20 protein-coding genes are annotated in these 23,927 nt (G+C 47.5%); 13 read left to right on the top strand and 7 right to left on the bottom strand.

Annotation, left to right across the window (positions count from 1 at the left end):
* Positions 1-95 precede the first annotated feature (95 nt).
* The 4 genes from dxs to NDA01_RS09555 all read left to right on the top strand — a co-directional run bounded on the left by dxs (position 96) and on the right by NDA01_RS09555 (position 5,394).
* Positions 96-2,000: a 1-deoxy-D-xylulose-5-phosphate synthase gene (gene dxs / locus NDA01_RS09570; RefSeq protein ID WP_190553286.1), complete on the top strand. Its 1,905-nt coding sequence runs from the start codon at positions 96-98 to the stop codon at positions 1,998-2,000.
* A gap of 240 nt (positions 2,001-2,240) precedes the next feature.
* Entirely contained in the window at positions 2,241-3,875 is a 1,635-nt protein-coding gene (locus NDA01_RS09565) for a glycosyltransferase family 39 protein (RefSeq protein ID WP_348227775.1), read from the top strand.
* A 114-nt stretch (positions 3,876-3,989) separates the two neighbouring features.
* Positions 3,990-4,595 carry a cytochrome b/b6 domain-containing protein gene (locus tag NDA01_RS09560; RefSeq protein ID WP_190549512.1) on the top strand — a complete coding sequence of 202 codons (606 nt, stop codon included), beginning with the start codon at positions 3,990-3,992 and terminating at the stop codon, positions 4,593-4,595.
* A gap of 67 nt (positions 4,596-4,662) precedes the next feature.
* On the top strand, positions 4,663-5,394 hold the full coding sequence (locus tag NDA01_RS09555; protein WP_348227774.1) for a molybdopterin-dependent oxidoreductase: 732 nt from the start codon (positions 4,663-4,665) through the stop codon (positions 5,392-5,394).
* A 24-nt stretch (positions 5,395-5,418) separates the two neighbouring features.
* On the opposite strand, the gene NDA01_RS09550 is transcribed toward NDA01_RS09555, so the two are convergent.
* A complete protein-coding gene (locus NDA01_RS09550) occupies positions 5,419-5,916 on the bottom strand; it encodes a hypothetical protein (protein ID WP_348227773.1) in 498 nt (165 codons plus the stop codon).
* Between the two features lie 186 nt (positions 5,917-6,102).
* On the opposite strand from NDA01_RS09550, the gene NDA01_RS09545 reads away from it, so the two are divergent.
* The 5 genes from NDA01_RS09545 to NDA01_RS09525 all read left to right on the top strand — a co-directional run bounded on the left by NDA01_RS09545 (position 6,103) and on the right by NDA01_RS09525 (position 13,778).
* Entirely contained in the window at positions 6,103-7,545 is a 1,443-nt protein-coding gene (locus tag NDA01_RS09545; protein WP_348227772.1) for a bifunctional orotidine-5'-phosphate decarboxylase/orotate phosphoribosyltransferase, read from the top strand.
* Between the two features lie 208 nt (positions 7,546-7,753).
* Positions 7,754-9,688: a diguanylate cyclase domain-containing protein gene (locus tag NDA01_RS09540; protein WP_348227771.1), complete on the top strand. Its 1,935-nt coding sequence runs from the start codon at positions 7,754-7,756 to the stop codon at positions 9,686-9,688.
* A gap of 98 nt (positions 9,689-9,786) precedes the next feature.
* Positions 9,787-10,338: a hypothetical protein gene (locus NDA01_RS09535; protein WP_348227770.1), complete on the top strand. Its 552-nt coding sequence runs from the start codon at positions 9,787-9,789 to the stop codon at positions 10,336-10,338.
* A 10-nt stretch (positions 10,339-10,348) separates the two neighbouring features.
* On the top strand, positions 10,349-10,789 hold the full coding sequence (locus NDA01_RS09530; RefSeq protein ID WP_348227769.1) for a GNAT family N-acetyltransferase: 441 nt from the start codon (positions 10,349-10,351) through the stop codon (positions 10,787-10,789).
* Positions 10,790-11,051: 262 nt separating this feature from the next.
* Complete coding sequence (locus NDA01_RS09525; RefSeq protein WP_348227768.1) at positions 11,052-13,778, top strand: ATP-binding protein; 2,727 nt, start codon at positions 11,052-11,054, stop codon at positions 13,776-13,778.
* A 217-nt stretch (positions 13,779-13,995) separates the two neighbouring features.
* Here the strand turns inward: NDA01_RS09525 and NDA01_RS09520 are convergent, their stop codons facing one another.
* Positions 13,996-14,829 (bottom strand): hypothetical protein, encoded by an 834-nt coding sequence (locus NDA01_RS09520; RefSeq protein WP_348227767.1) that lies wholly within the window; start codon positions 14,827-14,829, stop codon positions 13,996-13,998.
* A gap of 376 nt (positions 14,830-15,205) precedes the next feature.
* Between NDA01_RS09520 and NDA01_RS09515 the strand changes: the two genes are divergently transcribed.
* Together NDA01_RS09515 and NDA01_RS09510 are read left to right on the top strand one after the other, a co-directional pair.
* A complete protein-coding gene (locus NDA01_RS09515) occupies positions 15,206-16,312 on the top strand; it encodes a lipase family protein (RefSeq protein WP_348227766.1) in 1,107 nt (368 codons plus the stop codon).
* A gap of 62 nt (positions 16,313-16,374) precedes the next feature.
* Entirely contained in the window at positions 16,375-16,731 is a 357-nt protein-coding gene (locus NDA01_RS09510; RefSeq protein ID WP_348227765.1) for a DUF1304 domain-containing protein, read from the top strand.
* A 173-nt stretch (positions 16,732-16,904) separates the two neighbouring features.
* Here the strand turns inward: NDA01_RS09510 and NDA01_RS09505 are convergent, their stop codons facing one another.
* The 3 genes from NDA01_RS09505 to NDA01_RS09495 form a co-directional block, all read right to left on the bottom strand.
* Positions 16,905-17,246 carry a DMT family protein gene (locus NDA01_RS09505; protein ID WP_348227764.1) on the bottom strand — a complete coding sequence of 114 codons (342 nt, stop codon included), beginning with the start codon at positions 17,244-17,246 and terminating at the stop codon, positions 16,905-16,907.
* A 12-nt stretch (positions 17,247-17,258) separates the two neighbouring features.
* Complete coding sequence (locus NDA01_RS09500) at positions 17,259-17,975, bottom strand: ROK family protein (protein WP_348227763.1); 717 nt, start codon at positions 17,973-17,975, stop codon at positions 17,259-17,261.
* Positions 17,976-18,150: 175 nt separating this feature from the next.
* Positions 18,151-19,062: a branched-chain amino acid transaminase gene (locus tag NDA01_RS09495; protein ID WP_190435633.1), complete on the bottom strand. Its 912-nt coding sequence runs from the start codon at positions 19,060-19,062 to the stop codon at positions 18,151-18,153.
* A gap of 97 nt (positions 19,063-19,159) precedes the next feature.
* Here NDA01_RS09495 and NDA01_RS09490 point away from each other — a divergent pair, with 97 nt between their 5' ends.
* Positions 19,160-20,953, top strand: coding sequence for a glycosyltransferase family 39 protein (locus tag NDA01_RS09490; RefSeq protein ID WP_348227762.1), 1,794 nt, complete (start codon positions 19,160-19,162; stop codon positions 20,951-20,953).
* Between the two features lie 9 nt (positions 20,954-20,962).
* On the opposite strand, the gene NDA01_RS09485 is transcribed toward NDA01_RS09490, so the two are convergent.
* Both NDA01_RS09485 and NDA01_RS09480 read right to left on the bottom strand, forming a co-directional pair.
* Positions 20,963-21,574, bottom strand: coding sequence for a DUF3318 domain-containing protein (locus tag NDA01_RS09485; protein WP_431193357.1), 612 nt, complete (start codon positions 21,572-21,574; stop codon positions 20,963-20,965).
* A gap of 47 nt (positions 21,575-21,621) precedes the next feature.
* The gene (locus NDA01_RS09480; protein ID WP_348227761.1) at positions 21,622-23,352 is read right to left on the bottom strand and encodes a NupC/NupG family nucleoside CNT transporter; all 1,731 of its coding nucleotides are present in this window, start codon (positions 23,350-23,352) and stop codon (positions 21,622-21,624) included.
* A gap of 292 nt (positions 23,353-23,644) precedes the next feature.
* Between NDA01_RS09480 and NDA01_RS09475 the strand changes: the two genes are divergently transcribed.
* Positions 23,645-23,920 (top strand): hypothetical protein, encoded by a 276-nt coding sequence (locus NDA01_RS09475; protein WP_348227760.1) that lies wholly within the window; start codon positions 23,645-23,647, stop codon positions 23,918-23,920.
* The last annotated feature ends 7 nt before the right edge of the window (positions 23,921-23,927 follow it).

Here is a 23,927-nt window from a genome sequence, read left to right as displayed (position 1 = left end):
TAGGGTTTACGGTTGGTTGAGAAAAGGTTAGTAAAACCATCTAGAGTGAAAAAGGTAACTAAAATCCATTTCAACGACCCAGGGGGTACTCCGGTATGCACCTGAGTGAACTGACCCATCCCAACCAATTGCGGGGTCTTTCGGTTCATCAACTGCAACAAATCGCGCGTCAAATTCGAGAAAAACATTTACAAACAGTTGCCGCCAGTGGCGGTCACCTCGGCCCCGGATTGGGAGTCGTGGAACTGACATTAGGGCTTTATCACACCCTAGACCTCGACCGCGATAAGGTAATTTGGGATGTGGGTCACCAGGCCTACCCCCACAAATTGATTACAGGACGCTATCACCGCTTTCATACCCTGCGCCAAAAGGACGGGGTAGCGGGCTACCTAAAGCGCTGTGAAAGTAAGTTTGACCACTTCGGTGCGGGTCACGCCTCTACTAGTATCTCAGCAGCATTGGGGATGGCTTTAGCCCGTGACTTGAAGGGTGAGAAGTTCAAATCAGTCGCCGTGATTGGGGATGGTGCGCTCACAGGGGGCATGGCGTTGGAAGCCATCAACCATGCGGGACATCTACCCAAAACTAATCTGCTGGTGGTGCTCAATGATAATGAGATGTCGATCTCACCCAACGTGGGAGCGCTGTCTCGCTATCTCAACAAGATGCGCCTCAGTCCCCCCATGCAGTTCCTCTCGGACAACCTCCAAGAGCAAGTTAAGCAACTCCCCTTTGTGGGCAGTTCGCTTTCTCCTGAACTGGGTCGGATTAAGGAAGGCATGAAGCGCTTGGCCGTTCCTAAAGTGGGAGCAGTGTTTGAAGAACTGGGCTTCACCTACATGGGGCCAATTGATGGACACAACTTGGAAGAGTTGATTGCTACTTTTGAGCATGCTCATCAGCAAGTGGGGCCAGTTTTGGTGCATGTCTCTACCATGAAAGGGAAGGGATATGCGATCGCGGAGCAAGACCAAGTTGGCTACCACGCCCAATCGCCGTTTAACTTGGCAACTGGTAAAGCGGCTCCCTCCACGAAACCCAAGCCTGCTAGCTACTCCAAAGTGTTTGGCGACACATTGGTGAAGTTGGCAGAGAACAATCCCCGAATTGTGGGCATAACTGCGGCAATGGCGACCGGAACTGGCTTAGACAAGCTCCAAGCCAAGCTCCCCAAGCAATATATGGACGTAGGGATTGCGGAGCAACATGCAGTGACAATGGCTGCGGGTCTTGCCTGTGAAGACATTCGGCCTGTCGTAGCGATCTACTCCACCTTCCTGCAACGGGGTTACGACCAAATTATTCATGATGTCTGCATCCAAAACCTGCCTGTCTTTTTCTGTATCGATAGAGCAGGAATTGTCGGTGCTGATGGTCCTACCCATCAAGGCATGTATGACATTGCCTACCTGCGCTGTATCCCCAATATGGTGCTGATGGCTCCTAAGGACGAAGCTGAATTGCAGCAGATGATGGTGACAGGCATCAACTACACCGATGGTGCGATCGCTATGCGTTATCCCCGTGGCAACGGTCATGGTGTAGCGTTGATGGAGGAAGGCTGGGAACCTCTGCCCATCGGCAAAGGAGAAGTCTTACGCCAAGGTGATGATGTCTTGCTCGTTGGTTTCGGCTCAATGGTCTACCCAGCGATGCAAGCCGCAGAGATTCTCAGCGAACACGGGATTGAAGCCACTGTCGTCAATGCTCGCTTTGCCAAACCACTAGACATCGAACTGATTGCTCCTTTGGCGCAAAAGATCGGTCGGGTGGTGACGCTGGAAGAAGGTTGCCTCATGGGTGGCTTTGGCTCAGCAGTAATGGAAGCGCTGATGGATCACAATGTGGTGGTGCCTGTCATGCGAATTGGTATTCCTGATGGGTTGGTTGAGCACGCAACCCCAGAGCAGTCTATGGTGACGCTAGGCCTCACCCCTGCTCAAATCGCCGATCGCATTCGCACCACTTTCGTGAAATCAACTGTCACGGTTAGCTGACAACTTTACTTACCTCTATTAATTCCTAAGGTGGGCAGTGCCCACCTTTTTTAGTTTAAACATCAGCTCTTTGTCTTTTAATTCAGATCAAGCTTTACAAAATTTTTTAGATTTAGCTCTGTAATCAGCTTCAAACTTTACTGCTCACCTATCTCGATCATGTTATCTTGGCCCTAATTTACTTGTATAAGTTTGTCAACCAAGCTCTAAATCGTTAAAAAGTTAATTGGGCTAGTTATAATGAAAAGCTTACTAAGTAGAGCTCAATCTAAGAAACTAGATTTTGATTTCTATTTTAGAGTCGCACTTTGCATACTAATTGCAGCATTTATCCTATTAAAGATTATATCCTCCAATCACAACTTGTATTTCGATCGCGATGAAGTTAGAAAACTATTGAGAACATCAGGTTTCACTAATCAACAATTCATTCAGTTGACGTACAACGCGGAACCCATCAATGTCAATAAACTATTGGGTCAATATCAAGTCCCTTGTGGAGACTGCAAACCAAAACCAAATCTATCAGCTTTAACTAACAATTTAGAACATCCACCCCTTTACTATATACTTTTGCAAAACTGGTTATTAGGAATTGGCTATTTATTCAATTCCAAGCTGTTTTCAACCCTAATTTCAATCGCAACAATACCAGCAATTTATTGGTTAGCCCAGGAAATCTTTAACAACTCTCAAATAAGCTTGCTCAGTGCAACTCTCTTTACTGTATCGCCCTATTTGTTTTCCATGGGCCAACACGTCAGTCAATATTCGCTGTGGGGTGCATTAATTTGTTTGTCTAGTGCTCTATTCGTTCGGGCCACACGCAATAACAACAAGCTTCTCTTTACGCTGTATACAGCAACTAATTTACTTGGTCTGTACACACACTTATTCTTTATTCTTCTGATCTTTTCACATGGTTATTATTTAGCCCTCAATCGCTCTTGGCGATCGCTACAGTACTACTGGATCTCACTTTCTTTTTCAATCTTATGTTTCACACCTTGGGCTCTAAGTATTTTGTCCCAACGTGAGAAATTCGAAGAAACTGCTGGTATCTCCGATGAAAGCGTAGGAACTGCACCTAATGTGCTAGGTTCGTTTATGAACGGAACCACTGCTGTAATTCAAACTTTTTGGAAAAATTCTAATATTAGTTTACTCAGCAACGATTTTGTCCAAAACCCGCTGGCAATCTCTATTGCGATTTTTATATTCGCTACTCTCACTTACTATATTTGTTTGAGGCTATCTACTCAAAAGAATAGCTTACTAGTTTTATCTGTCTTGTATGGAACGATGTTGCCACTGATGCTGCTCGGCACTCTTTTGGGTCATGGTTTAGCTTATAAGGTTCGATATTATTTACCCGCAGTTATATTTTTTATTATCGGCATTAGCTTTTTCATTGTTCAGCAATTACACCATAGGGATCAAAGAAGACGATTTTTGGGGATAGGGCTGTTAAGCTTGGTATTACTCTCTAGCTGCATCTCCACCTCTAATTTGTTTGTGAAGGTAGTGTCAAATCAGAGTTCAGGCCCTCAGCTAGGCGCAGCTTATGAGTTGGTTGCTCCAGTGATTAATCAGGCAAATAAACCATTGATCATTAGTAGCGAGGAATATATCAAAGTTTTAATGCTAAGCCACCGTCTCAAACGCAATGCTGAATTTCTTCTGCTATCTAATGCGAGCAGTAATTTAGTACAAGTCATTCAACCAAAAATTACTGAATATCAAAACTCATATAGCGAGATTTTCATCTTTAACCCATCGAAAAACATTAGTGAGTCTTTGACCCAAGCGGGCATCAACTCTAACAAATTTCCAGAGCGATGGAGAAAACCAGTTGCTTACCAAGTTCTTAAGTAGTGGTACATCAGAAGAGGCGCGATTTCTTGCCGTAAAACCTTAGTAAGCGAAGTCGGCAGCGTAGGATACAAGTATGCGTCTTTTCGTGCAATCACCCTACCCTAGCCCTACCCTATGACTGCAACGGCTCCTGCTAAAACGATTCCTCCTTGGCTGCCTCGTCAGGCATTTTTGGCCAAGAGTTTTCATTGGATTAATCTGATCAGCTTGTTTCTCATGCTGACCAGTGGGTTGCAAATTTATAATGCGAATCCTGTATTTGGGGGCCGAGCAGGTTGGCAAATTCCGCCTATCTTTGCGCTAGGAGGATGGTTAGCAGGAGGACGACATTGGCACTTTGCGGCGATGTGGTTATTCTCCTTGAATCTGCTGTGGTATGGTCTGTATGTTTTGGTTTCGCGTCGGTGGCGACATCGCTTTGTGGGCAAAAACGACCTCAAAGCTTTACAACACAGCCAGAACCAAAAACGGCGTATCTACGCTTGGCATCGTATTGCTTACACTGTCATCGTGCCAATTTTGTTGCTAGCTGTCTTGACCGGAATTGGCATGTACAAACCCGCCCAGTTTCCCTGGATTGTGGATATGTTCGGTGATTGGCAAGCCTTACGGATTGTGCATTTTAGCTCCGTGCCCATTGTGGTGCTGTTTGCGATCGCCCACTCTTGGCTAGGTTTGAAAGCGGGTGGCTCACGGCTGCTTGAGTCTATGTTTTGGTAAATAGTGTTTTGGTTGGCAGGGTTTTGGTTAGTAGTGTTTTGATAGAGAGTACTTTAGTGATAAGGCAATGGGTTTGATTCGGGTTCCCCAGTCTCAGTTCAATCGGCTCAATCGGCGGCAATTCCTACAAGTCTCTGGGCTTTCCAGCCTAAGTTTTCTTTTGGGCGGCTGCGGTGGGCCGTTATTTGAAGACATTGTTGGCAAAGTGTCTGAGCCGCTAAATCAGCGAGTAGAAACTCTCTTATTTCAGCCCCAAAAACTGGTTCCAGAATTCCCTCTAGGAGCGATCGAACCTGAAGCCTTAATTGTCAATTCCTTTCGAGGTGATCCAGTAATTGATCCAACCACTTTTCGCTTAGTGATTGATGGAGAAGTCAACCAACCTCTAAGTCTAAGTATGGCTGAGATTCAGCAACTCCCCCTCACCTCGATGGTGATTCGTCATGTCTGTGTCGAGGGATGGGCCGCGATCGTACAATGGGGTGGCGTCAGGCTGCGAGAGCTAGTGGCGCTGGCAGAACCAAAGCCAGAGGTGAAATATGCCTACTTCCAGTCTGCGGATGGCTACTACGGCAGTTGGGATTTACCTTCGGCCTTGCATCCTCAAACCTTGATGGCTTATGAAAAGAACGGAGAACCTTTGCCTGTTGAAAATGGAGCCCCGTTACGTTTAGCGTCTCCGGTCAAGCTGGGCTACAAACAGAGTAAATGGGTGACTCGCATCACCTTAATGAGCCAATTAGGACGGGTCAAAGGTTATTGGGAAGATCAAGGTTATGAATGGTTTGCGGGACTATAATCTTCAGCTTCGAGGAGAAGTTGCTTAAGGTTGCATTCCTAAAAACTGCCGAATCACAGTGACGATCGCCTCTTTATCTTGACGGCTGGCATTGAAACCACAGTGTAGAGTCAACACGCGATCGCCTCGCAATAACAGCACACCTTGGTATGTAGCCTTAGACTCATCAGAGTCATGATGCCAGCTAGCCAACTGCAATTGCACATCTACGATGTCTTTTAAGGCAAATTCAGTGGTTTTGGTTTTGGGCAGTCTATGATGCCGAACGGTAAGCGAGTTCAAAGTTTTGTCAAATTGATAAGTCACAGCTTGACCTGCGATGAGAAACAAAAGCACTCCACAGCCAAACCAAAAGACCACAAATAAGGGAAACCACCAGAGGTAGTTTAGCCAGGAATTGCTCGCACTCAGCCACAACAGCAGTACTGGCCAGACGATCGCTATGCCTGCGGCCAACCTCCAAACTTGAGTAGGACGGTGACGCAGAACCAGTTTTGTCGCAGTTTGTTCCACAGTTTTCATAGTTGCCGCCGAGTCAAAGCCTGATGATTTAGTAAAAGCCACTATGAAAACTTTCCCTAGAAGACTGATCGAATTGTTAAATGCTGTTGTTTTTCGGCGCTGAAACTGGACAATTCCGGTGCAGCCAGCCAATCTTCAGTAGGAGACCGTATCTGCAACTAGACAGCCTAGGGTGGGGAATACTGCATGAGCTTTTTCGACAAACTCAATGAAGCGATCGCTCGCAACCAGAGCTTGCTGTTTTTGGGGCTGGACCCAAACCCAGAAATGATGCCCGCCCATCCTGGCAATACGTCACCGGAAGCGCTGATCGAACAGTTATGGGACTGGCTGCAATTCGCGATCGCGGAAACCGCTGATTTAGTGTGTGCCTATAAGCCCACGCTAGGTTTCTACACAGCTTTAGGCGCTCCAGGTCTGGAACTACTCCAGCGCACGCTTGTGGCTATCCCAGAGCATATCCCCGTGATTCTAGATGCCAAACATGCGGACCTCAACACCAGCACTTTAATTGCTCGGACTGTGTTTGAGGAGTGGCAGGTGGATGCGATTACGCTCAATCCCTATGCAGGCCAGGATCAAATCGCCCCATTTCTGATGTATCCCGGAAAGGCAGCCTTTGTACTTTGCTGCACTTCCAACCCAGCCGCGATCGCCCTGCAAACTTATCCCAACGCCCAGGAACCACTGTATGTTCAAGTTGTGCAGGAAGCGAGAAGCTGGGGTACGCCAGAACAAGTAGGCTTAGAAGTCGGCACCACTTCACCCGAAGTATTGAGAAAAATTCGAGCGATCGCGCCAGAACGCTTGATTCTAGCCCGGAGTATCTGGGCCGAAGATAGTGATTTAGCCGCATTGCTAGCCGCAGGCTTGAGCTTCGAGGGAGATGGGTTACTGATTCCGGTGCCCCAAGATTTAGTCAGCAACAAGCATTTGGGTAGAGCCATTCAGTCGTTAAGCGAAGAAGTCAACCAAATCCGAGTGGAACTGGTGGGGCAGGCTTCTAACTGCGACCTATGGATACCCGATGTTTGCCCCTTAGATCAGCACCCGCATTTAGATCTAATTCTGCAGCTCTACGATATTGGCTGCATCCTGTTTGGGGAGTTTGTGCAAGCCTCTGGTGCTACCTTTCCCTACTACATCGATCTCCGCAAAATCATCTCCAATCCTCAAATCTTCCACCAAGTCCTAACCGCTTATGCGGATATTCTGCAAGATCTAAGTTTCGATCGCATTGCTGGGATTCCCTACGGCTCCTTACCAACTGCTACTGGCCTGTCGCTCCGCCTCAATTACCCAATGATCTTTCCTCGTAAGGAAGTTAAAGCTCACGGAACTCGGCGCGTGATTGAAGGCAATTTTCAGCCTGGTGAAACGGTAGTGGTGGTAGATGACATTTTAATCAGTGGCAAAAGCGCGATCGAAGGAGCGGAAAAGCTGAAATCAGCAGGCTTAAATGTGGAGGATATTGTGGTATTTATCGACCATGAACAAGGCGTCAAAACGCGACTGCAAGAGCAAGGCTATCAAGCCCACTCAGTTTTAAGCATTTCTGAAATCACGCATACACTCCACCAAGCTGGACGACTCACTGACCAGCAACTTCAAGCTTTTGTAGAACATTAAAAGCGATCGCGAATTTGGCTTTCAACCTATTAGCTTTTTCCTTGTTTTTTAGCAAAGCGATCGCGTTAGGAAAGCTGTGATTCAGGGCATTCTTGCCTTCAGAGAAATAAACTTTATGCTTAATACACTGCTGAGAAATTAATTTGGGTTGTCTCAGGAAAGATTTACGGTCGTTCGGTAGCCTCCTTTTCAACAACTCCATAAGCCTATGTCGAGCAAGCTTGAGCGACTGGTTACGGTGCGTCCCACAGTAAATCTGCCCCAGTGCCCCCTGCGGCAGCCTAGAAATTTACCCCTGCGTGGACTGCTAATTGTCCCTTTTATCCTACAACTGGTCATTACAGTAGGGTTGGTGGGCTACTGGTCGTTTCGTAATGGGCAACAAGCAGTCAACGAACTCGTCGTTAATCTCCAAAACCAGGCAACTCAACAAATTAATCACCATCTTGACTGCTACTTAACTAACGCTCGTCAGCTCAATGAACTGAACGCTACAGCCATTAGTTCTGGCTTGGTTGATCCCAAAGATCAAGATGGTTTAGGACGCTTCTTTTGGAAGCAAGCAAAGCTCTATCAGGTCGGCTATATCCTCTTTGGGGCCAAAACCGGAGAATATGTAGATGTGGGACGACCACAAACCTATCCTCTGGAGCTGATTACCGAGCGGATGAGTAGTAAGCGATATGGAGATAATCGTCTCTATACCTATGAGCCAGACTCCCAGGGAAATCGCGGTAGGTTTGTGGAAACAGGGAAATATTACCCGTTCCAAAAGGAGGCTTGGTATACAGAGGTCATGCGGACGAGTAAACCGAAATGGACCTCCGTCTACACGTGGCAGAGCTTTACAACGAATCCTTTAGCCATTGCCATTAGTAGCCCAGTTTATGACAAAAACAAAAATCTAATTGGAGCGATCGCGATTGAGCAACGTTTGTCTCAAATTAGCGAGTTTCTCCGGCAACTCAAAATCAGCGCCTCTACTACCATCTTTATTATGGAAAGAGACGGACGGATGATTGCCAGTTCCAGCTCTACAGAGTCTTTCAAGGTTGTCAATGGCACCCCCACCCGACTCAAAGCCTCAGACAGCCCTGATTCCCTCATTCAATCAACCGCTACTGCTTTAAATCAGCAATTCGGTAGCCTGGATGGAATTCAGCATCGTCAACAACTGAGGCTTGTTCTACAAAACCAGCATCAGTTTGTGCAGATCATGCCCTGGCAAGACGACCTGGGTCTGGATTGGCTAGTCGTAGTGGTCATCCCAGAATCAGATTTTATGCAGCAGATCAACATTAATACTCGTCATACGATTCTGCTCTGCACGATCGCCCTGATGATTGCCATTCTGACTGGGATTGTCACAGCTCACAAAGTTATCCAGCCGATTCTACAAATCAATGCTTCAGCTAAAGCGATCGCAGATGGCAATCTAGCCCAAACCGTGAACACACAAGGAGTCCATGAATTAGAACTGCTCAGTCATTCATTTAATCGCATGGCCGATCAATTGCAACAATCTTTTACCGCTCTAGAAAACGCCAACTATGTGTTGGAACGACGGGTCGAGGAACGCACTGCCGAGCTGGAAAGGGCCAACCGAGAGCTGCAACGCCTCTCTGAAGTAGATGGATTAACCCAAATTGCCAATCGTCGCTATTTCGATCAATACCTGGCGCAGGAGTGGCATCGCTTACAACGCGAACAGCAGGCTTTATCGCTAATTCTCTGTGATGTTGATTTTTTCAAAAAATACAATGATTTCTATGGACATCAAGGCGGAGATTGTTGTTTGCGCCGAGTGGCTCAGGTGCTACAACAAACCGTGAAGCGTCCAGCTGACTTAGTAGCTCGGTATGGTGGTGAGGAATTTGCCATCGTTTTGCCATCTACAGATTTCAAGGGTGCGATCGCGGTGGCCCGATCTATTCAACACGAAATCTACCAATCCCGATTCCCACATCCTAATTCAGAGGTGAGCGAATTTCTTACTATTAGCATAGGTGTGTCCAGTGTGGTGCCAACTAGTACAGCTTCTCCGGAACAGTTGGTAACAGCAGCAGATGAAGCTCTCTACGAAGCCAAACGCCAAGGCCGCGATCGCTACATCTTTCACTCCATCCCCCAGCCAACCGCCTAATTTCTTCCTATAGTAAGTGTCTACCCGAAACTTGGCTGCGTCAGCTTGTATCCCTTCACTGGAGTGAATAAACTTCAGGCTCCAAGCGATAAGTCAGCATGAGAAATTTTCAGGGTAGATTTGGAAAACAGCGATCGGGATATAGCTCATTTATGCTTCAAGGCGCTTCCACCGAATTGGGGCAAGCGTGTGTGACAACGCTGTTCACAATCCTTTTGCTGACTCAAGGTGGAATATTCTTAACCCATCCTCAGCTGGCAACCTTAAGCTGCGATCGCTCCAACTCCAATCTCGGCATTTGCAAGCTAATGCTATCTAGTTTATTAGGAAAAAAAGTCGTTCCTTTCCCACTGACGCAACTAGAAGGCGCAGAGGTTAAACACCACGGAAAATTAAGACAGCTAGTTTTGCTCTTACCCGATGGCAAACTTCATTTTCCAGTGAATCATGGCTTTAGCGATACGGAAGGAAAAGCTGCTCAAATCAATGCGTTTCTACAAAATTCAGAAATTCAATCTTTGTCCCTGCGGCAAGATAGCCGTTGGGCTACATATCCAATGGGGCTAACTATGACAGGGTTTGGTAGCTGCTTGATATGGTCTTACATCTCCAATTTACTCAAACGTTTTTCCTCCCGCTCTGATCTCTAAGGTTCTTTAAATGCATATCCGAGTCGGGCAACTTGAAGACATCGAAATTCTATTTAAAATCAGAACCAGCGTCACTGAAAATCATCAATCCCGTGAGGAGATTGCGGCGCTAGGTATTACTCCAGAAACCGTGGCTGGGATGTTGCAAACTGATTGCGCTGCCTGGATTGCGGAAATTGACAATCAACCCATTGCTTTCTCCATCGCCAATGCCACAGAGAAAACTATTTTTGGGATGTTTGTCCTCCCCGCTTATGAAGGTCGAGGAGCAGGCCGCGCCTTGATGCAACAAGCTGAAGCATGGCTATGGTCGCAGGGAGCTGAAGAGGTTTGGTTACTGACAGGGAATGACCCAACCCTAAGAGCCTATGGGTTCTACCTCCACTTAGGTTGGCTGCCTACCAGTGTTGAGCCAGATGGTGCAATGAAATTTATCAAACAAAGGAGATAACTTGCGTTGCGATCGCACTTCAACCCCTAACCCACTCACCTAATTGACCATCGTTAAAAATTTTCCGGACGTAGTTTAATTAGCTAGGAATAAAGGAGTGGTAGATGCACCCTGATTTCAGCCCCTGGCCTCGGCTAGGGGTTTTTTGTTAGGAAGCAAATTGGTTTCAGGAAAATTTGCGGCTCAGTTCTTTAAGAACAGCGTTCGATCGCTTGCAGTGGGCATACTAGAGACGTAAACTGACACAGGCCAGACGCTCACTATGAAGCCCTTGAAGAGAGTCACCTCTGAATTGGTTGGTTTAGCGGCAGACGATCGCGAACCCATCCACATCATTGGGCAAATCCAACCGCATGGATTACTCTTGGCCTTACAAGAGCCAGACCTCACGATTACCCAACTCAGCGAGAACACCCAAGGATACTTTGGTCTAGCTTTAGAGTCTTTACTGGGTCAGCCGTTATCGTATATCTTTACTGACGAAACAGTCGAGTCTATTACAGCGCTGTTGCAAAATGGGGCGGACACTTCTCATCCCTTTGCTATCAACCTCAAAGCACCACCCGTTTCTGAGGCATCTAGCTCACAAGCAGCTGCCTTTTTAGCCACGATGCATCGAAATGATCAGGCGATCGTGTTGGAACTAGAACCGATGCCGTCAACCAACCCAATTCAATCGGGCGAATTCTATAGCCAATTGACTCAGGCTCTGGTCAACATCAAACAAGCTTCCACCCTCACAGAGCTGTTTCAGAATGTGGCAAAAGAAGTTCGCAAGGTGATTCAGTTCGATCGCGTGATGATCTACCGCTTTGATGCCGACCACAGCGGTATTGTCGTAGCGGAGGAACTGAATTCTGGCTTAGAGAGTTACTTGGGCTTACGCTATCCTGCCGCTGACATTCCCTCTGTCGCTAGGAATTTATTTACCCGCAAGTGGCTGAGAGTCATTCCTGATGTGCATTATCAGCCTGTCAATTTAGTTGCGACTGAAAGTGTTGAGGCTCCTCTGGATCTTAGCCAATCAGGATTGCGTGGCGTCTCTCCCTGCCACCTGGAATATCTGCGAAACATGGGAGTTTCGGCCTCCATGTCTATCCCTCTGATTGATCAAAATCAATTATGGGGATTGGTGGCTTGTCATCACTACAGCCCTAAGTTAGTGGGATATGAAACGCGGCGGGTATGTGAGTTGCTAGGGCAACTGGTTTCTGTCGAGTTAGTTTTGCAGCAAGAGCGAGAACTACAAAACTATCGTGAACGCATTAGACGCATTGAAGAAGGATTTAGACAAGATCTGCTGAAGTATCCCAACCGGATTGACACCGTACTCAAACGCAACCAAGAGACGCTCTTAAATCTCGTACAGGCCCAAGGAGTCGCGATCGCCCTAGGTAATCAAGCTATTTTGGTAGGTCAAACCCCCAGCAACATCCAAATTCAAGACCTGTTGAATTGGTTACTCGTAGACAAAAAACAGGAGGTGTTTTACACAGACAGCCTCGTTGAAGAATACCCAGAGGCTGAACCTTTCAAAGAAGTCGCCAGCGGAGTTTTAGCCATCTCCATCCTGGTGAGACATACGTCTTATCACATCATTTGGTTCCGCCCAGAACAGCGTTACACCGTTAAGTGGGCGGGCAATCCTAGTGATGCAGTTTCAGTCACCGCCGAGGGAGTAGTACGTCTCTCTCCTAGAGGCTCCTTTGAAGTGTGGAAAGAGCTAGTACGAGACCACTCCTTACCTTGGGAACCCTTAGAAATTGAAGCGGCTCAAGAACTAAGACACAGCCTCCTAATTGCAGCTCTAGAATCCTCTCAGACAGCCCTGCGAGAGGCCGCAGCCCAGGCAGAGAAGGCAAACCAAGCTAAAAGTGAGTTTCTTACCAACATGAGCCATGAAATTCGCACTCCCATGAATGCGATTTTGGGCTTTACGCAGTTGCTCGAAGTCACTTCCTTAGATGAACAACAACAAGAGTATATCCAGTCTATTAGTCACGGTGGCGAGAGCCTCCTAGCGATTATTAATGACATTCTTGATTTGTCTAAGTTAGAAGCTGGGGAGCTCAAACTCCACTCCACCAAGTTCGCCCTGCGGACTGTGATTAAAGATTTGACCAATCTGTTTCAGCCCCAAGCAGATGCTAAAGGGTTGCCCCTAATTACGAGCATCGCTCCAGAGATTCCCCAATGGCTAGTCGGTCCGGTCGATCGCCTCCAACAAGTGCTGACCAACCTCATCCGCAATGCCATAAAGTTTACTACTACCGGAAAGGTGGTTCTTAGAATTGAGCAGCGGGAGCAGTCGGAGGAAGACTCAACCGTAACCCTGCACTTTAGCGTGCAAGATACAGGCATTGGCTTGGCTTCAGAAGACCAATCCAGAATCTTTGAACCCTTTACTCAAGTTGAGACATCAGCTACTCGGCAGTATGAAGGCACTGGGTTAGGGCTCACCATCTGCCGAAAAATTGTGCGCTTGATGGGAGGAGACATTGGGGTTGAAAGTACCTTAGGACAAGGGTCCACTTTTTGGTTCACCGCTCCTTTAGAGCTTGCCCCCAGCCAACCCCAGAAACTCGCCACTCAAGCGGTAGGAAACGTTAGCACCTATGCCATACCCACAGCTCGAATCTTAGTGGTAGAAGATACTCCCCTCAACCAAATGCTGACAATCAAAATGCTGCAAAAGCTGGGCTATCAAGCGGATGCAGTTAACAATGGGCAAGAAGCTTTGGATCAACTCGCGGCAACTTCCTATGACATTGTTTTGATGGACTGCCAGATGCCTGTGCTGGATGGATACGAAGCAACTCGACGACTACGCCAGCGCCAAGGACAGGAACATTATCCTGTCATTATTGGGGTCACTGCCTACGCAATGGTTGGAGACCAAGAAAAGTGCTTAGCGGCAGGCATGGATGATTACCTGAGCAAACCAATCAAGATGAAAGATTTAAGTAACCTCTTGGAACGCTGGTCGTAATTTAGCCAACCAGTTTAACGAATAGGAGCTAAAGGATGCGATCGCCCCTTTTGGGAAGCCAGATGTGATTTAGCACATATCTCTTGCAAATCCTTCCTGATTCCTCTCTGGGAGTTGCGAATAAAGAACTGGTAGATGCACCCTGAATGTGACCCCTAGCTACGGCTGGGGGTTTTTTGTTTGGGGCGATCGCCAGGCTAGATTGAAAGTTCTAGATTTACTGAATCGTGATTTGCAATTCATAGGTAGCATTGCCGCGGATACTCCCGACAATCACTTGATAGTCGCCAGTATGGGGCAAAGGCACCGTTTCTGACTGTGCCTCGGTAGTCAGAATATATCCGCTGGGAGACACCACATCAAAGGTGGCGTTCTGTTCTGTCGAGGTTAGGACGATCTTCATTTGCTGTCCCCCTTGAGCCTTGAGCAGGTACACATCTCGTTCTCCCCGAATGACAGCATGGTTAATGACAGTGCTATTCCGACCTGCCTCAAACTGTACTTGCTTCGTATGTACGGCAGAGGCCGCATCTAGGAGATCACGCGCTTCCAATCCATCTTTATTTGTAAAACGCGATCGCACCTCTTCACAATCCGCAGCAACCAATTTAGTCTGCCGCGTCACAACCTCCTTGGGCGTAGTGCTCCAGGTTTCCTGGGTATCTTGAACGTCATACTCAATCCAGGTGCGAATTTGGGCCTTTAGTTGATTTCCTGCCAATGATCCAGAAATCTTTTGAGCATAGGAAGAATAGTAGCCCTCAGACTTATTTTGTATGGTGGCCTGACTGTCCCCAGTGACCGTCTGATCCGCTGCTACCGCTAAACGCAATACCGATGTGAGGGCTGGCAAATCGGCACGGTAACAATATTGTCCTGGTGCGATCGCGCTCGTTGGGCTGGCTGAGGGTGTAGGCGAAGCACTCGGACTGGATGATGCAGCAGGACTAGCGCTGGACACTGGGGCAGTGGGTGACGATTGCTCGGTACAGGCGATCGCGATCGGAAGTATCCCCAGCATCGCTAGGACTAAGAACTTAGATGGGAACACAACACTATCCTTAAAGATAATCAATGGAACTTATACAGCCCGTCGAGATACTTATCATCCTACTCGACGGACTATTAGAGCCATACCGGGCGATCGCTCAATAGAATGCTGCTTGCCCAAATTTGAGCAATTAACAATGAGATCAAATAAACTTACTAGTCGCAATAAATTTCTTAACCAATAAAGCTTAACAGGGTTTGGTTGGATAGTTGCTTTAGATATGCCTGACTTTTGTCTGGCTTTATTCCTGACCTTTTCCAACTGACAAACCAGATAGGTAGAGATTAAAGTAAAATTAGTCAACTAAAGTCCTGTTGGAATATAGAGAAAATCTATTTGGTCACTGTTTTTAACTTTTAGGATTTAAGGAAACGTTATGCCCTCTTCATCCCATCCCAACATGACAGAAGACAGAGTAATTGTTTCACAAGTTAATACCTATCCTGAAGGATTTGATCCTTCTATGGCTCGAACCTTGGCAGGGTTGATCCAGCAAGCGTACCAGCAGTTTGATTTGTTCGAACAAAAAAATAATTCACAATCAAGAAGTGATTTACAAATATTCAATCTAGAGAAACCGTACCAATTACATACTGAACTTGCAGAGAGAGATATCCCTTTTGGATTTGTTGCTTCTGACGCTAGCAGTGAGAATATATATGTGATCTTCCGAGGTACTAGGCGCTTCGTGGAGTGGTTTAAGGATGCAAATATCCAGCTTGTTTCTTTGAAAGATAGTACTGATAGAAAAAAACAAAAAGTAGAGATTAAGGAAGAGATTGTAGAGCGTATTGTGCAGGAAAATCAAAGTTCGATTGTTATTCCCCAAATTGATAATGAATTTGGGTTTGTAACAGCAGGTTTTAGAGGTATCTACATAAGCCTAAGACAGAACCTCATTGCAGCACTTAATCAAAAATCACCAAATGCTAAAGTTTTTGTCACAGGCCATAGCTTAGGTGGGGCACTGGCAACATTAGCAATTCCGGACATTCTAAAGAACACTCATTTTACTAATCCTGAAAACATCGCACTTTACACCTTTGCCAGTCCTCGGTGTGGAGACAGAAATTTTGCGATGAGTTTTCAAGAGTTAGGTGTCCAACACTGGCGGATAGCCAACACAGAAGATTTTGTTACTATGCTGCCATTTCCAACTGGAAACGTTTTAAAGCCCGCACCACCTGACGCGCCTCCGGAGGCAGATCTTGGAGTTGGCGGAGTCGCTGGAGTGGACAAAAACCCAAATCCAATTTTCGGCTTCTTCAAAGCTATGTATGACAGGAACAAAAGAAGGATGCCAGATTATGCACATACTGGTACACCCATTTATTTCACCATTCATGAAGCTGCCCTAGAGAAGCATCATAATTTGGATGAGGTGTATATGCTGGGAATTTCCCAAGACCCTCTTACTATGGCAGCGAAAACGGTGAGTAAAGCTGTCGAGAAAACTAAAAACACGGTTACTGATAGTGATTAAAAGCTTTTACTTCTCTAGGGCTTTGGTTCTAAAATAGACTGATTTATTTAGCGAGGGACGCTATGCAAACCGTTTCTACCATCGTTGTTGCAATTGTTGGTTTTATCCATATCGCCATTTCGGTGGTAGAGATGTTTTTCTGGCAAACGCCATCTGTTTATGGAAGATTGGGATTTTCTGCTGATATTGCCAGTCAGGTTGCCCCAATTGTTAATAATGCAGGTTTGTACAATGCCTTTCTTGCAGCTGGTTTACTTTGGGGAGCTTTTGAGCAAAACATATCCATTCCAATCTTTTTTCTTGCTTGTGTTATTGTTGCTGGGCTTTATGGTGCAGTTACGCTCAAACCTACAACACTCGTACTTCAAACATTACCAGCAACCATTGCTCTTATTATTGTTTGGTTAGCACATTCTTAATCAAGACTATGGATTTAGTACAAAATACTGTCTAAGTAAGAACTAAATTTTCTAGAAGTATTTAGTTCTTGTTAATTCTTCTCGTTTGCAACTTCATCTTTAAACAAATGCTTCGAAGACACGATCGCCCCATCCAATACTCGTAAAACTTGACAGCGTTCACTCTAATTTGCTCATCGTGGTTTTTCGCTGAAGATTAGGTAGGCTGCACCTGCTAGAAGCATTGCGGCAAAGAAATAGTTGCGAGTTAGGGGCACCTTCATGTAAGCCACACTGAACCCTGCAAACACCAGCATCGTGATAATTTCCTGCAACACCTTTAGCTGAGGTAAGCTGAAGTAGGCCACACCGAGCCGATTGGCTGGAACTTGAAAACAGTATTCAAAAAAAGCGATCGCCCAACTGACAACAATGGCAATCCAAAGCGGAGCTGCCTTTAGATCCTTCAAATGACCATACCAAGCGAAAGTCATGAAGATGTTGGAGACCAGTAGAAGCAGGACTGGTTTAACCATGTTGGGACAGAGTTAGGATAATTGATCTGGATTGCCCTCAGAGGCATCACGCCACAAAGCGATACCACCAAATAGACCAGTCACATTGGGCACAACTTTGACATTGGCTGGTAATTCGATCGCGATTTTGTCGGTATTGCCGCCCCCGATATGGAGAGCATCGTAGTTAAACAAATGCTCCAAAGATGCGATCGCCTTCTCTAAGCGACGGTTCCACTTTTTCTTACCCACACGATCGAGTGCTTCTCGGCCTAACTGTTGCTCGTAGGTTTCCTCATTGCGGAACTCATGATGCCCCATTTCCAAGTTGGGCACGAGTTGACCATTGACAAACAAAGCCGAGCCAAAGCCAGTACCCAGAGTGATCACTAGCTCTACCCCTTTACCTACGATCGCCCCCATGCCTTGCATATCGGCATCATTCGCAACCCGCACAGGCTTACCTAAGCGCTGAGACAACGCAGTTGCTAAATCAAACCCGATCCAGCTAGGGTCAAGATTCACAGCCGTTGCCGTCACTCCGTTACGCACTACACCCGGAAAACCTACCGAAACGCGATCGAACTCGCCTTGGCCCTCAGTCAACTGGGCGATCGCCGCAATCACGGCATCCGGAATAGGAGGTTGGGGGGTTTCCACCCGCGATCGCTGCGTGAGTGCATGGCCTGCCTCGTCCAACACCATCACCTTTACACCGCTACCACCAATGTCTACTGACAGCGTTCGCATCGAATTTCCTCCTGGATGCAGTTATATGCCGACAGTGTAGTGAATCTGCAACCACGATCGCTCTATCTCAAGAAACTTTCCGGATCATTGTCACGTAGTCGTGAAACAAGGAATGGTAGATGCACCCTGATTGTGACCCCTGGCTATGGCTGGGGGTTTTTTGTTGCCAGCCAAACTACACAGCAATCGGAAAGACCCAATCTTGATATTTAGGGTCACGATTTTCGGTAATGGCAGTTAGCTTCTCTCTCAGCTTTTCCGTAATGGGTCTTTCTGTGGATAAGTGGTAATTCTCCACCCGCTGGACGGGCGTAATTTTAGCCGCAGTTCCGCTGAGAAATACCTCATCCGCCGCAAATAATTCAGATTTATCCAGCGATCGCTCAATCACTTCAATTCCTAAATCACGAGCGATCGTCAAGACACTGTCTCTAGTGATGCCTTCCAGAATATCTTGATCAAATCCTGGGGTGATGATTTTGCCATTCCTCACCACAAAGATATTCATGCCCGAAGCTTCGCTGACCTTGCCTTGCGAGTTCATCAAAATCGCTTCATCAAAGCCAGATTCTACCGCTTCAGTTTTCGCTAAAGAAGAGGTAATGTAAGCGCCACTAATTTTGCCCCGCAACGGTAAACTACGGTCTTCTTGGCGATACCAAGAACTAATGCGGCAGCTCACGCCTTCAGGAGATAAATAATCTCCTAACTCTAAACCATAAACAAAGAAATCTTTTTCAATATTGTGCAGTCTAGGAGCGATACCTAAGTCAGAAGTATAAACAAACGGACGAATATAAAAAGAAGTAGTCGGCCTATTTTTTTTGACAAAATCAACTAGAATTTGCTGAATTTTATCGGCTGGTAAATCGTAATGCAGAAACTTAGCGCTATTACTTAATCGCTTGCAGTGAGCATCCAAGCGGAACAACAAGAACTGCTGATCATTCTGAGGATCAGGAATGCCTCTCAAGCCACCAAACGCACCAGTTCCGTAATGTAGGGCATGAGTTGCAATGGAGAGGTTAGCTTCACCAAAGGGCACGAACTGGTTTCTAAAGTAAGCGATGGGCAGAAAGTTATGCATAAACCTGAGGAGCGCACTTCATAGAAAAGCCATTATACTATTCTGGCTTTCCCGATTTTGATGGTTTTACCCCTTTAGCTCGCTGAGGCGGTGTTGATTGAAGGCTCTTTCCCATAGTCGTTGGCTGCATCTCTGTTTGTTGTTTGGGTGGATCTTGCTGGGTGCGGCACTACGCTTTAACCACTTGGCTAATAAGGCATTGTGGACCGATGAATTTTCCACCTTGGTCTTCAGTTTGGGAAATAGCTTTCGTACGGTTCCCCTCGATCAAGTCATTACCATCCGCCGTCTCCTAGAGCCTTTGCAACCTGACCCAACCGCAGGCATTGATGGGGTGCTGCAACACCTGATGAGTGAGAGCACCCATCCGCCTTTATATTTTGTCTTGGCGCATCTATGGATGCAGCTATTTTCTCCAGAAAACGGCTTGGTCTCGATTTGGGTGGGGCGATCGCTGCCTGCTTTGCTGGGAGTTGTATCTATTCCTGCCATGTTTGGCTTGGGTTGGCTCACCTTCCGTTCTCGCTTGGCTGGGCAATTAGCAGCGATGATGATGGCGGTGTCTCCCTATGGACTGTTTCTAGCGCAAGAAGCCCGACACTACACCCTCTCGATTTTGTGGGTGATTGCGTCGCTCAGTTGTTTCGTCGTTGCGACCCAGGCTCTCCGCGATCGCCGTCGTTTGCCCATTTGGATCGGCTTGGCTTGGGTGGTGGTCAACAGTTTGGGCATTGCCACACACTATTTTTTCGGTCTGACACTATTTGCCGAAGCTTTTGTCTTGATTGGACAAGCGATCACTCAGAGTCGCCAAGACCCAGGCACTTGGTTACGACCTTACTGGCGACGCATTTACGCAGTGGTAGCTGGCACAATCGTAGGTGGTTTAATTTGGCTACCAGCCTTGCAATCTGTCTATGGCAGCGACCTGACCGAGTGGATTGAAACGAGCGATCGCTGGAATCTCATGGCTTGGATTGGCCCCATTTTTCAAGCCTTAGCCGCCTGGATCACCATGCTATCTCTCTTACCTGTGGAAGCGGAACTGCTACCGATTGTGATCGCCTCTGGGGTAATCATGATAATTTATTTCATCTGGGCCATCCCCCTTTTGCATCAGGGTTTCAAAACTCAATGGCATAGTCAGGAAGCTGGCTCAGGAATACAAGTTTTGGCAGGGTTTGTGTTGGGAGCGATCGCGCTGATTTTTGCGATTACCTACGGCTTGGGCACTGACCTGACCCGTGGCGCTCGGTACAACTTTATGTATTTTCCAGGAGTTATGGCTCTGGTTGGTGCCAGTTTAGCGGCTGTTTGGAACTCGGCTTCTGCTAATCGCACCCCAACAGAGCATCCCTCCTCAACTTCACAACGCACTTGGCTTCCCTTCGAAAAATATGGCAAACCAGCCATTCTTGCCGTGTTGTTAATGGGAGTTTTAAGCGGTTTGACCGTCACTAATAATTTGGGCTACCGCAAATATTACCGTCCCGACCTATTGGCTCCCGTGATTCGAGCCACATCCCAAGTACCGACACTGATTGCCACCACCCACAATACCCATGTGCAAACGGGAGAACTAATGGGACTAGCCTGGGAATTCTGGCATGATAGTGCGTCAGACAGTTCCAACAAAAACTTGGGCAAGTTTTTGTTGGCGCATCAGACTTGTAACCCCAAGCAAACCAACTGCCAACAATCAGCCCAAGTCCTCCAGCAAAACTTACCCGGTCTTCCTCGACCTTTCGATTTGTGGCTCGTGAATTTCTACACCAGTTCAGAATCAGCGTTGCCCAGCTCTCTACAAACCCAAGGATGTGCGGTTGACCCCAAGCTAAATTCTGGGGTAAATGGGTACAGCTATCAGCTCTACCACTGCTTGAAGCAGTGATAACTGGAGCTATTCTTGCCTTAAGGTTTCTGGTGTGGCGACAGGAGACAAACCTGCGATCGCTCGTAAATTCTGACAGCGCACCAGTTCTGTAAAGCTCAATTGGAGTCGTCCTTCAATCTGAGCCACTGCTTCGATCGCTTCTAATAAGTGCCGAGCCGCTTCCGCTTCGGTATAGCCCCGCCGCAAAGCTACTCGAATCGCGGCTTCATCGGTTTCGAGTTCCCGCCGCGAACTTTGAGTCGAGCGCCAAATTTGAGTTCCCGCGATCGCCGCTAGTCCTCCTGCCATCAACAGCCCTACCGCATCTCCCTGCACCGCTTCTACACCAGCGCCCACCAAGCCAACGGCAATTAAACCGCGATAGAGGTCTGGTTTAAACCACTTAATCCCAATTAACCAGCTCACCGCTCGCAACAGGGTCAGATCTCGTTGAGGCCGAGACAACTGGCTCCACAGGTCAAAGTTGATGAAGACTGGGCGATTGGGTGACCAAGGCACCGGATAAGAGTAGTCAATCACCCACGATTGCTCCGGTTTGTTCACAATGCGGCAGAGCATCCGCCCGGAGGCAGGCATGATATCTAAGAGGCGGCGAACTTCGGGGTCAGGATTCATCATGTCCCGATTTTACAAGCTATTGCCTGAGCGATCGCCCCTCTTACCCATTAAGGACGGGGAGAAGCCGCTGGGGTAGCTCTGGTAGCTGGTGTTGTTCCTGCGGGCGAGGTCGTAGGTGAAGTTGTTGCAGTCGGCGCAGTTTGAGGCGCAGCCTGAACTCTAGGACTGGCTGTAGGGGAACTGGTTACGGGAGGAGTAGTCGCAGCAGGACTAGCCGCTGGGGATGTCGTTGGTGCGGTTGCAGCGGGCGCAGTTGCTGGAGTGGTGGTAGCGCTGGGGCTACTTGGGGCCACAGTCGTAGCTGGGCTGGTGGGTGATGCCGTTGGTGAGGCACCAGGGGTTACGGCTGGCGCAGTGATCGCTGGAGGTTGGTCGCCTAAGATGCTGCCATTCCCTTCTTGGTAAAAGACACCTGCCACTGCTGCGATCATCATGGTCGCTAAGGTGCCGACAAATAACGCTTTCCAACCCAGTTCGGAAATATCTTTGCGGCGAGACGGAATCAGGGCGATCGTGCCTCCCACAAAGATTCCTACTGAAGCCAAGTGAGCAAAGCCAGATAGCGCATAGCTAATAATCAAAACAGCGCGATCGCTAATCACCCGCTCTGCTCCGGGTAAAGCAGCTGCCGTCGCCAATGCTTGATAGGGGGGAATCGCTGTTTCTAGCAGTCTGCGGCCAATAATTACCGAGGATTGCCACAGCTCATTCCAATCTAAGGAAACGCCCGTCAAAAAGGTGAGCGGCAAGAAGAGCACACCCTCGATATTAGCCAGCGTCACCACACTGAAAATTTGCCCAATGGGGCCAGGAATAGCAGCTAATGCAGCAAAAATTTGGTTAATTAAGGAGACTAAACCCAAGATCAGGATCAGCACTGCGGCGATCGCCACCGCCATTTTGACCCCATCCAACGCCCCCACAATGGCTGCGTCCATTGGGCTAACGCGCTCGATCGGCTCTCCACCTACCGTTTCATGCTTAGGCGCGTCCTCAAAATCTGACTCTACAACCGCTGCTTCTTTCCGGGTCGTGGCTTTTGACTCCATCGGAATGCCGCCCGCTGTCAAGGGAACTTCGGTTTCTGGCACTAAGATCTTGGACAGGACAAAGCAAGCAGGAATGGCAATAATCGAGGCTGAAACCAAGTGTCCCAGAATGTTGGGGAAGACAGGCCGCAGGAAGCTGACGTAGATCGCCAAGGTCGAGGAAGCAGCGGTGCCAAAACAGCAAGACAGAATGGCACAGAGTTCACTGCGCGTCATTTTGGGCAGGTAAGGCTTCACCACAATCGCCGCCTCAATGCCGACGAAGATATTAGCAGCTCCACTCAGGGCCTCTGCCCCGCTCAGGCGCATGACCGCGTAAAAAACCTTGGCAAAAATATTAGTAATAACCTGGATGACGCCAATGTTGTAGAGCAAGGCCATCAAGCCAGAAAAGAAGATGACTGTGGGCAAGGCGCGAAAGGCAAAAATGTAGCCTAAATTGACATCCGCAGGTCTGGTAGGCAAGGGTACGAGGTTTTTGCCGAAGACAAAGCTCGCCCCCGTATCTGCGGCCAAAAATACACTATCTAATAAACTACTAAATCCTTGGAGTGCCGCTCTAGTAGGAGGAAACAAAAACACCAAGGCTCCCAGCACGAGTTGCAATAGAATGCCTGCTATCACCACCCGCCAAGGAAAAACACGTAGGCTCCGGTTTTCAGAGAATAGCCAAGCGACCGCACAGAGACCAAAAATGCCGAGAAAAGAAAGTAAATTTAGGTAGCTCATAGGCTTAGTTCGTCTGCTGATGGTGCAGGTTGACCCGTCAAAATCTCTTCAATTCAGAGTTGGCAGCAATATTCCCTGCTTGTTAGAAATATCACAGTCCACTGATAAAGTTGCCCAGAAGTCTATAGAAAATAGCACTTCGGTTCTAGTGAAACCTTAAGTAGGGCGATCCAGATCGGAATTCCCTGAAACTTTAAGATTTACTGTCAGTGAGCCGACAAATTTCATTTCCTTTGGGAAACAGCAGGACAATCGCGTTAATAATAAACAGTTAATCTCAACAACCTTTGGCATGGACGCTTTCGATCCCATTGCGCCTGACTGGACTCAATCAGCGACTCACGCCCATGAGTTTCATTGCCCTCAATGTCATGCACCCAGCCTAGAAGCTCAACAAGTTTGGCTTAACCGCCGATCGCCCGTGTATACCGAAAACCATCGTCGCAAATGGCAAGAGTTTTACCAATGCCAATGTGGTTATGCTTGGTGGGCTTGGAGTAGCGATCGCCCTCCTTCCAAGTTTGGCGATCGCGAGTTACCCCAAGAAGATCTACCTGGTTTTTGGTAGTACACCG

The organism is Trichocoleus desertorum AS-A10 (assembly GCF_039962155.1).
Classification (GTDB): Bacteria; Cyanobacteriota; Cyanobacteriia; order FACHB-46; family FACHB-46; genus Trichocoleus.
Note: the sequence above shows the minus strand (reverse complement) of the source record. Positions and strands in the feature narration are given on the sequence as shown.

Coding starts and splice junctions, on each gene's coding strand:
- dxs (WP_190553286.1), top strand. CDS start 96: ATGCACCTGAGTGAACTGACCCATCCCAACCAATTGCGGGGTCTTTCG.
- NDA01_RS09565 (WP_348227775.1), top strand. CDS start 2,241: ATGAAAAGCTTACTAAGTAGAGCTCAATCTAAGAAACTAGATTTTGAT.
- NDA01_RS09560 (WP_190549512.1), top strand. CDS start 3,990: ATGACTGCAACGGCTCCTGCTAAAACGATTCCTCCTTGGCTGCCTCGT.
- NDA01_RS09555 (WP_348227774.1), top strand. CDS start 4,663: ATGGGTTTGATTCGGGTTCCCCAGTCTCAGTTCAATCGGCTCAATCGG.
- NDA01_RS09550 (WP_348227773.1), bottom strand. CDS start 5,916: ATGAAAACTGTGGAACAAACTGCGACAAAACTGGTTCTGCGTCACCGT.
- NDA01_RS09545 (WP_348227772.1), top strand. CDS start 6,103: ATGAGCTTTTTCGACAAACTCAATGAAGCGATCGCTCGCAACCAGAGC.
- NDA01_RS09540 (WP_348227771.1), top strand. CDS start 7,754: ATGTCGAGCAAGCTTGAGCGACTGGTTACGGTGCGTCCCACAGTAAAT.
- NDA01_RS09535 (WP_348227770.1), top strand. CDS start 9,787: ATGAGAAATTTTCAGGGTAGATTTGGAAAACAGCGATCGGGATATAGC.
- NDA01_RS09530 (WP_348227769.1), top strand. CDS start 10,349: ATGCATATCCGAGTCGGGCAACTTGAAGACATCGAAATTCTATTTAAA.
- NDA01_RS09525 (WP_348227768.1), top strand. CDS start 11,052: ATGAAGCCCTTGAAGAGAGTCACCTCTGAATTGGTTGGTTTAGCGGCA.
- NDA01_RS09515 (WP_348227766.1), top strand. CDS start 15,206: ATGCCCTCTTCATCCCATCCCAACATGACAGAAGACAGAGTAATTGTT.
- NDA01_RS09510 (WP_348227765.1), top strand. CDS start 16,375: ATGCAAACCGTTTCTACCATCGTTGTTGCAATTGTTGGTTTTATCCAT.
- NDA01_RS09505 (WP_348227764.1), bottom strand. CDS start 17,246: ATGGTTAAACCAGTCCTGCTTCTACTGGTCTCCAACATCTTCATGACT.
- NDA01_RS09500 (WP_348227763.1), bottom strand. CDS start 17,975: ATGCGAACGCTGTCAGTAGACATTGGTGGTAGCGGTGTAAAGGTGATG.
- NDA01_RS09495 (WP_190435633.1), bottom strand. CDS start 19,062: ATGCATAACTTTCTGCCCATCGCTTACTTTAGAAACCAGTTCGTGCCC.
- NDA01_RS09485 (WP_431193357.1), bottom strand. CDS start 21,574: ATGATGAATCCTGACCCCGAAGTTCGCCGCCTCTTAGATATCATGCCT.
- NDA01_RS09480 (WP_348227761.1), bottom strand. CDS start 23,352: ATGAGCTACCTAAATTTACTTTCTTTTCTCGGCATTTTTGGTCTCTGT.
- NDA01_RS09475 (WP_348227760.1), top strand. CDS start 23,645: ATGGACGCTTTCGATCCCATTGCGCCTGACTGGACTCAATCAGCGACT.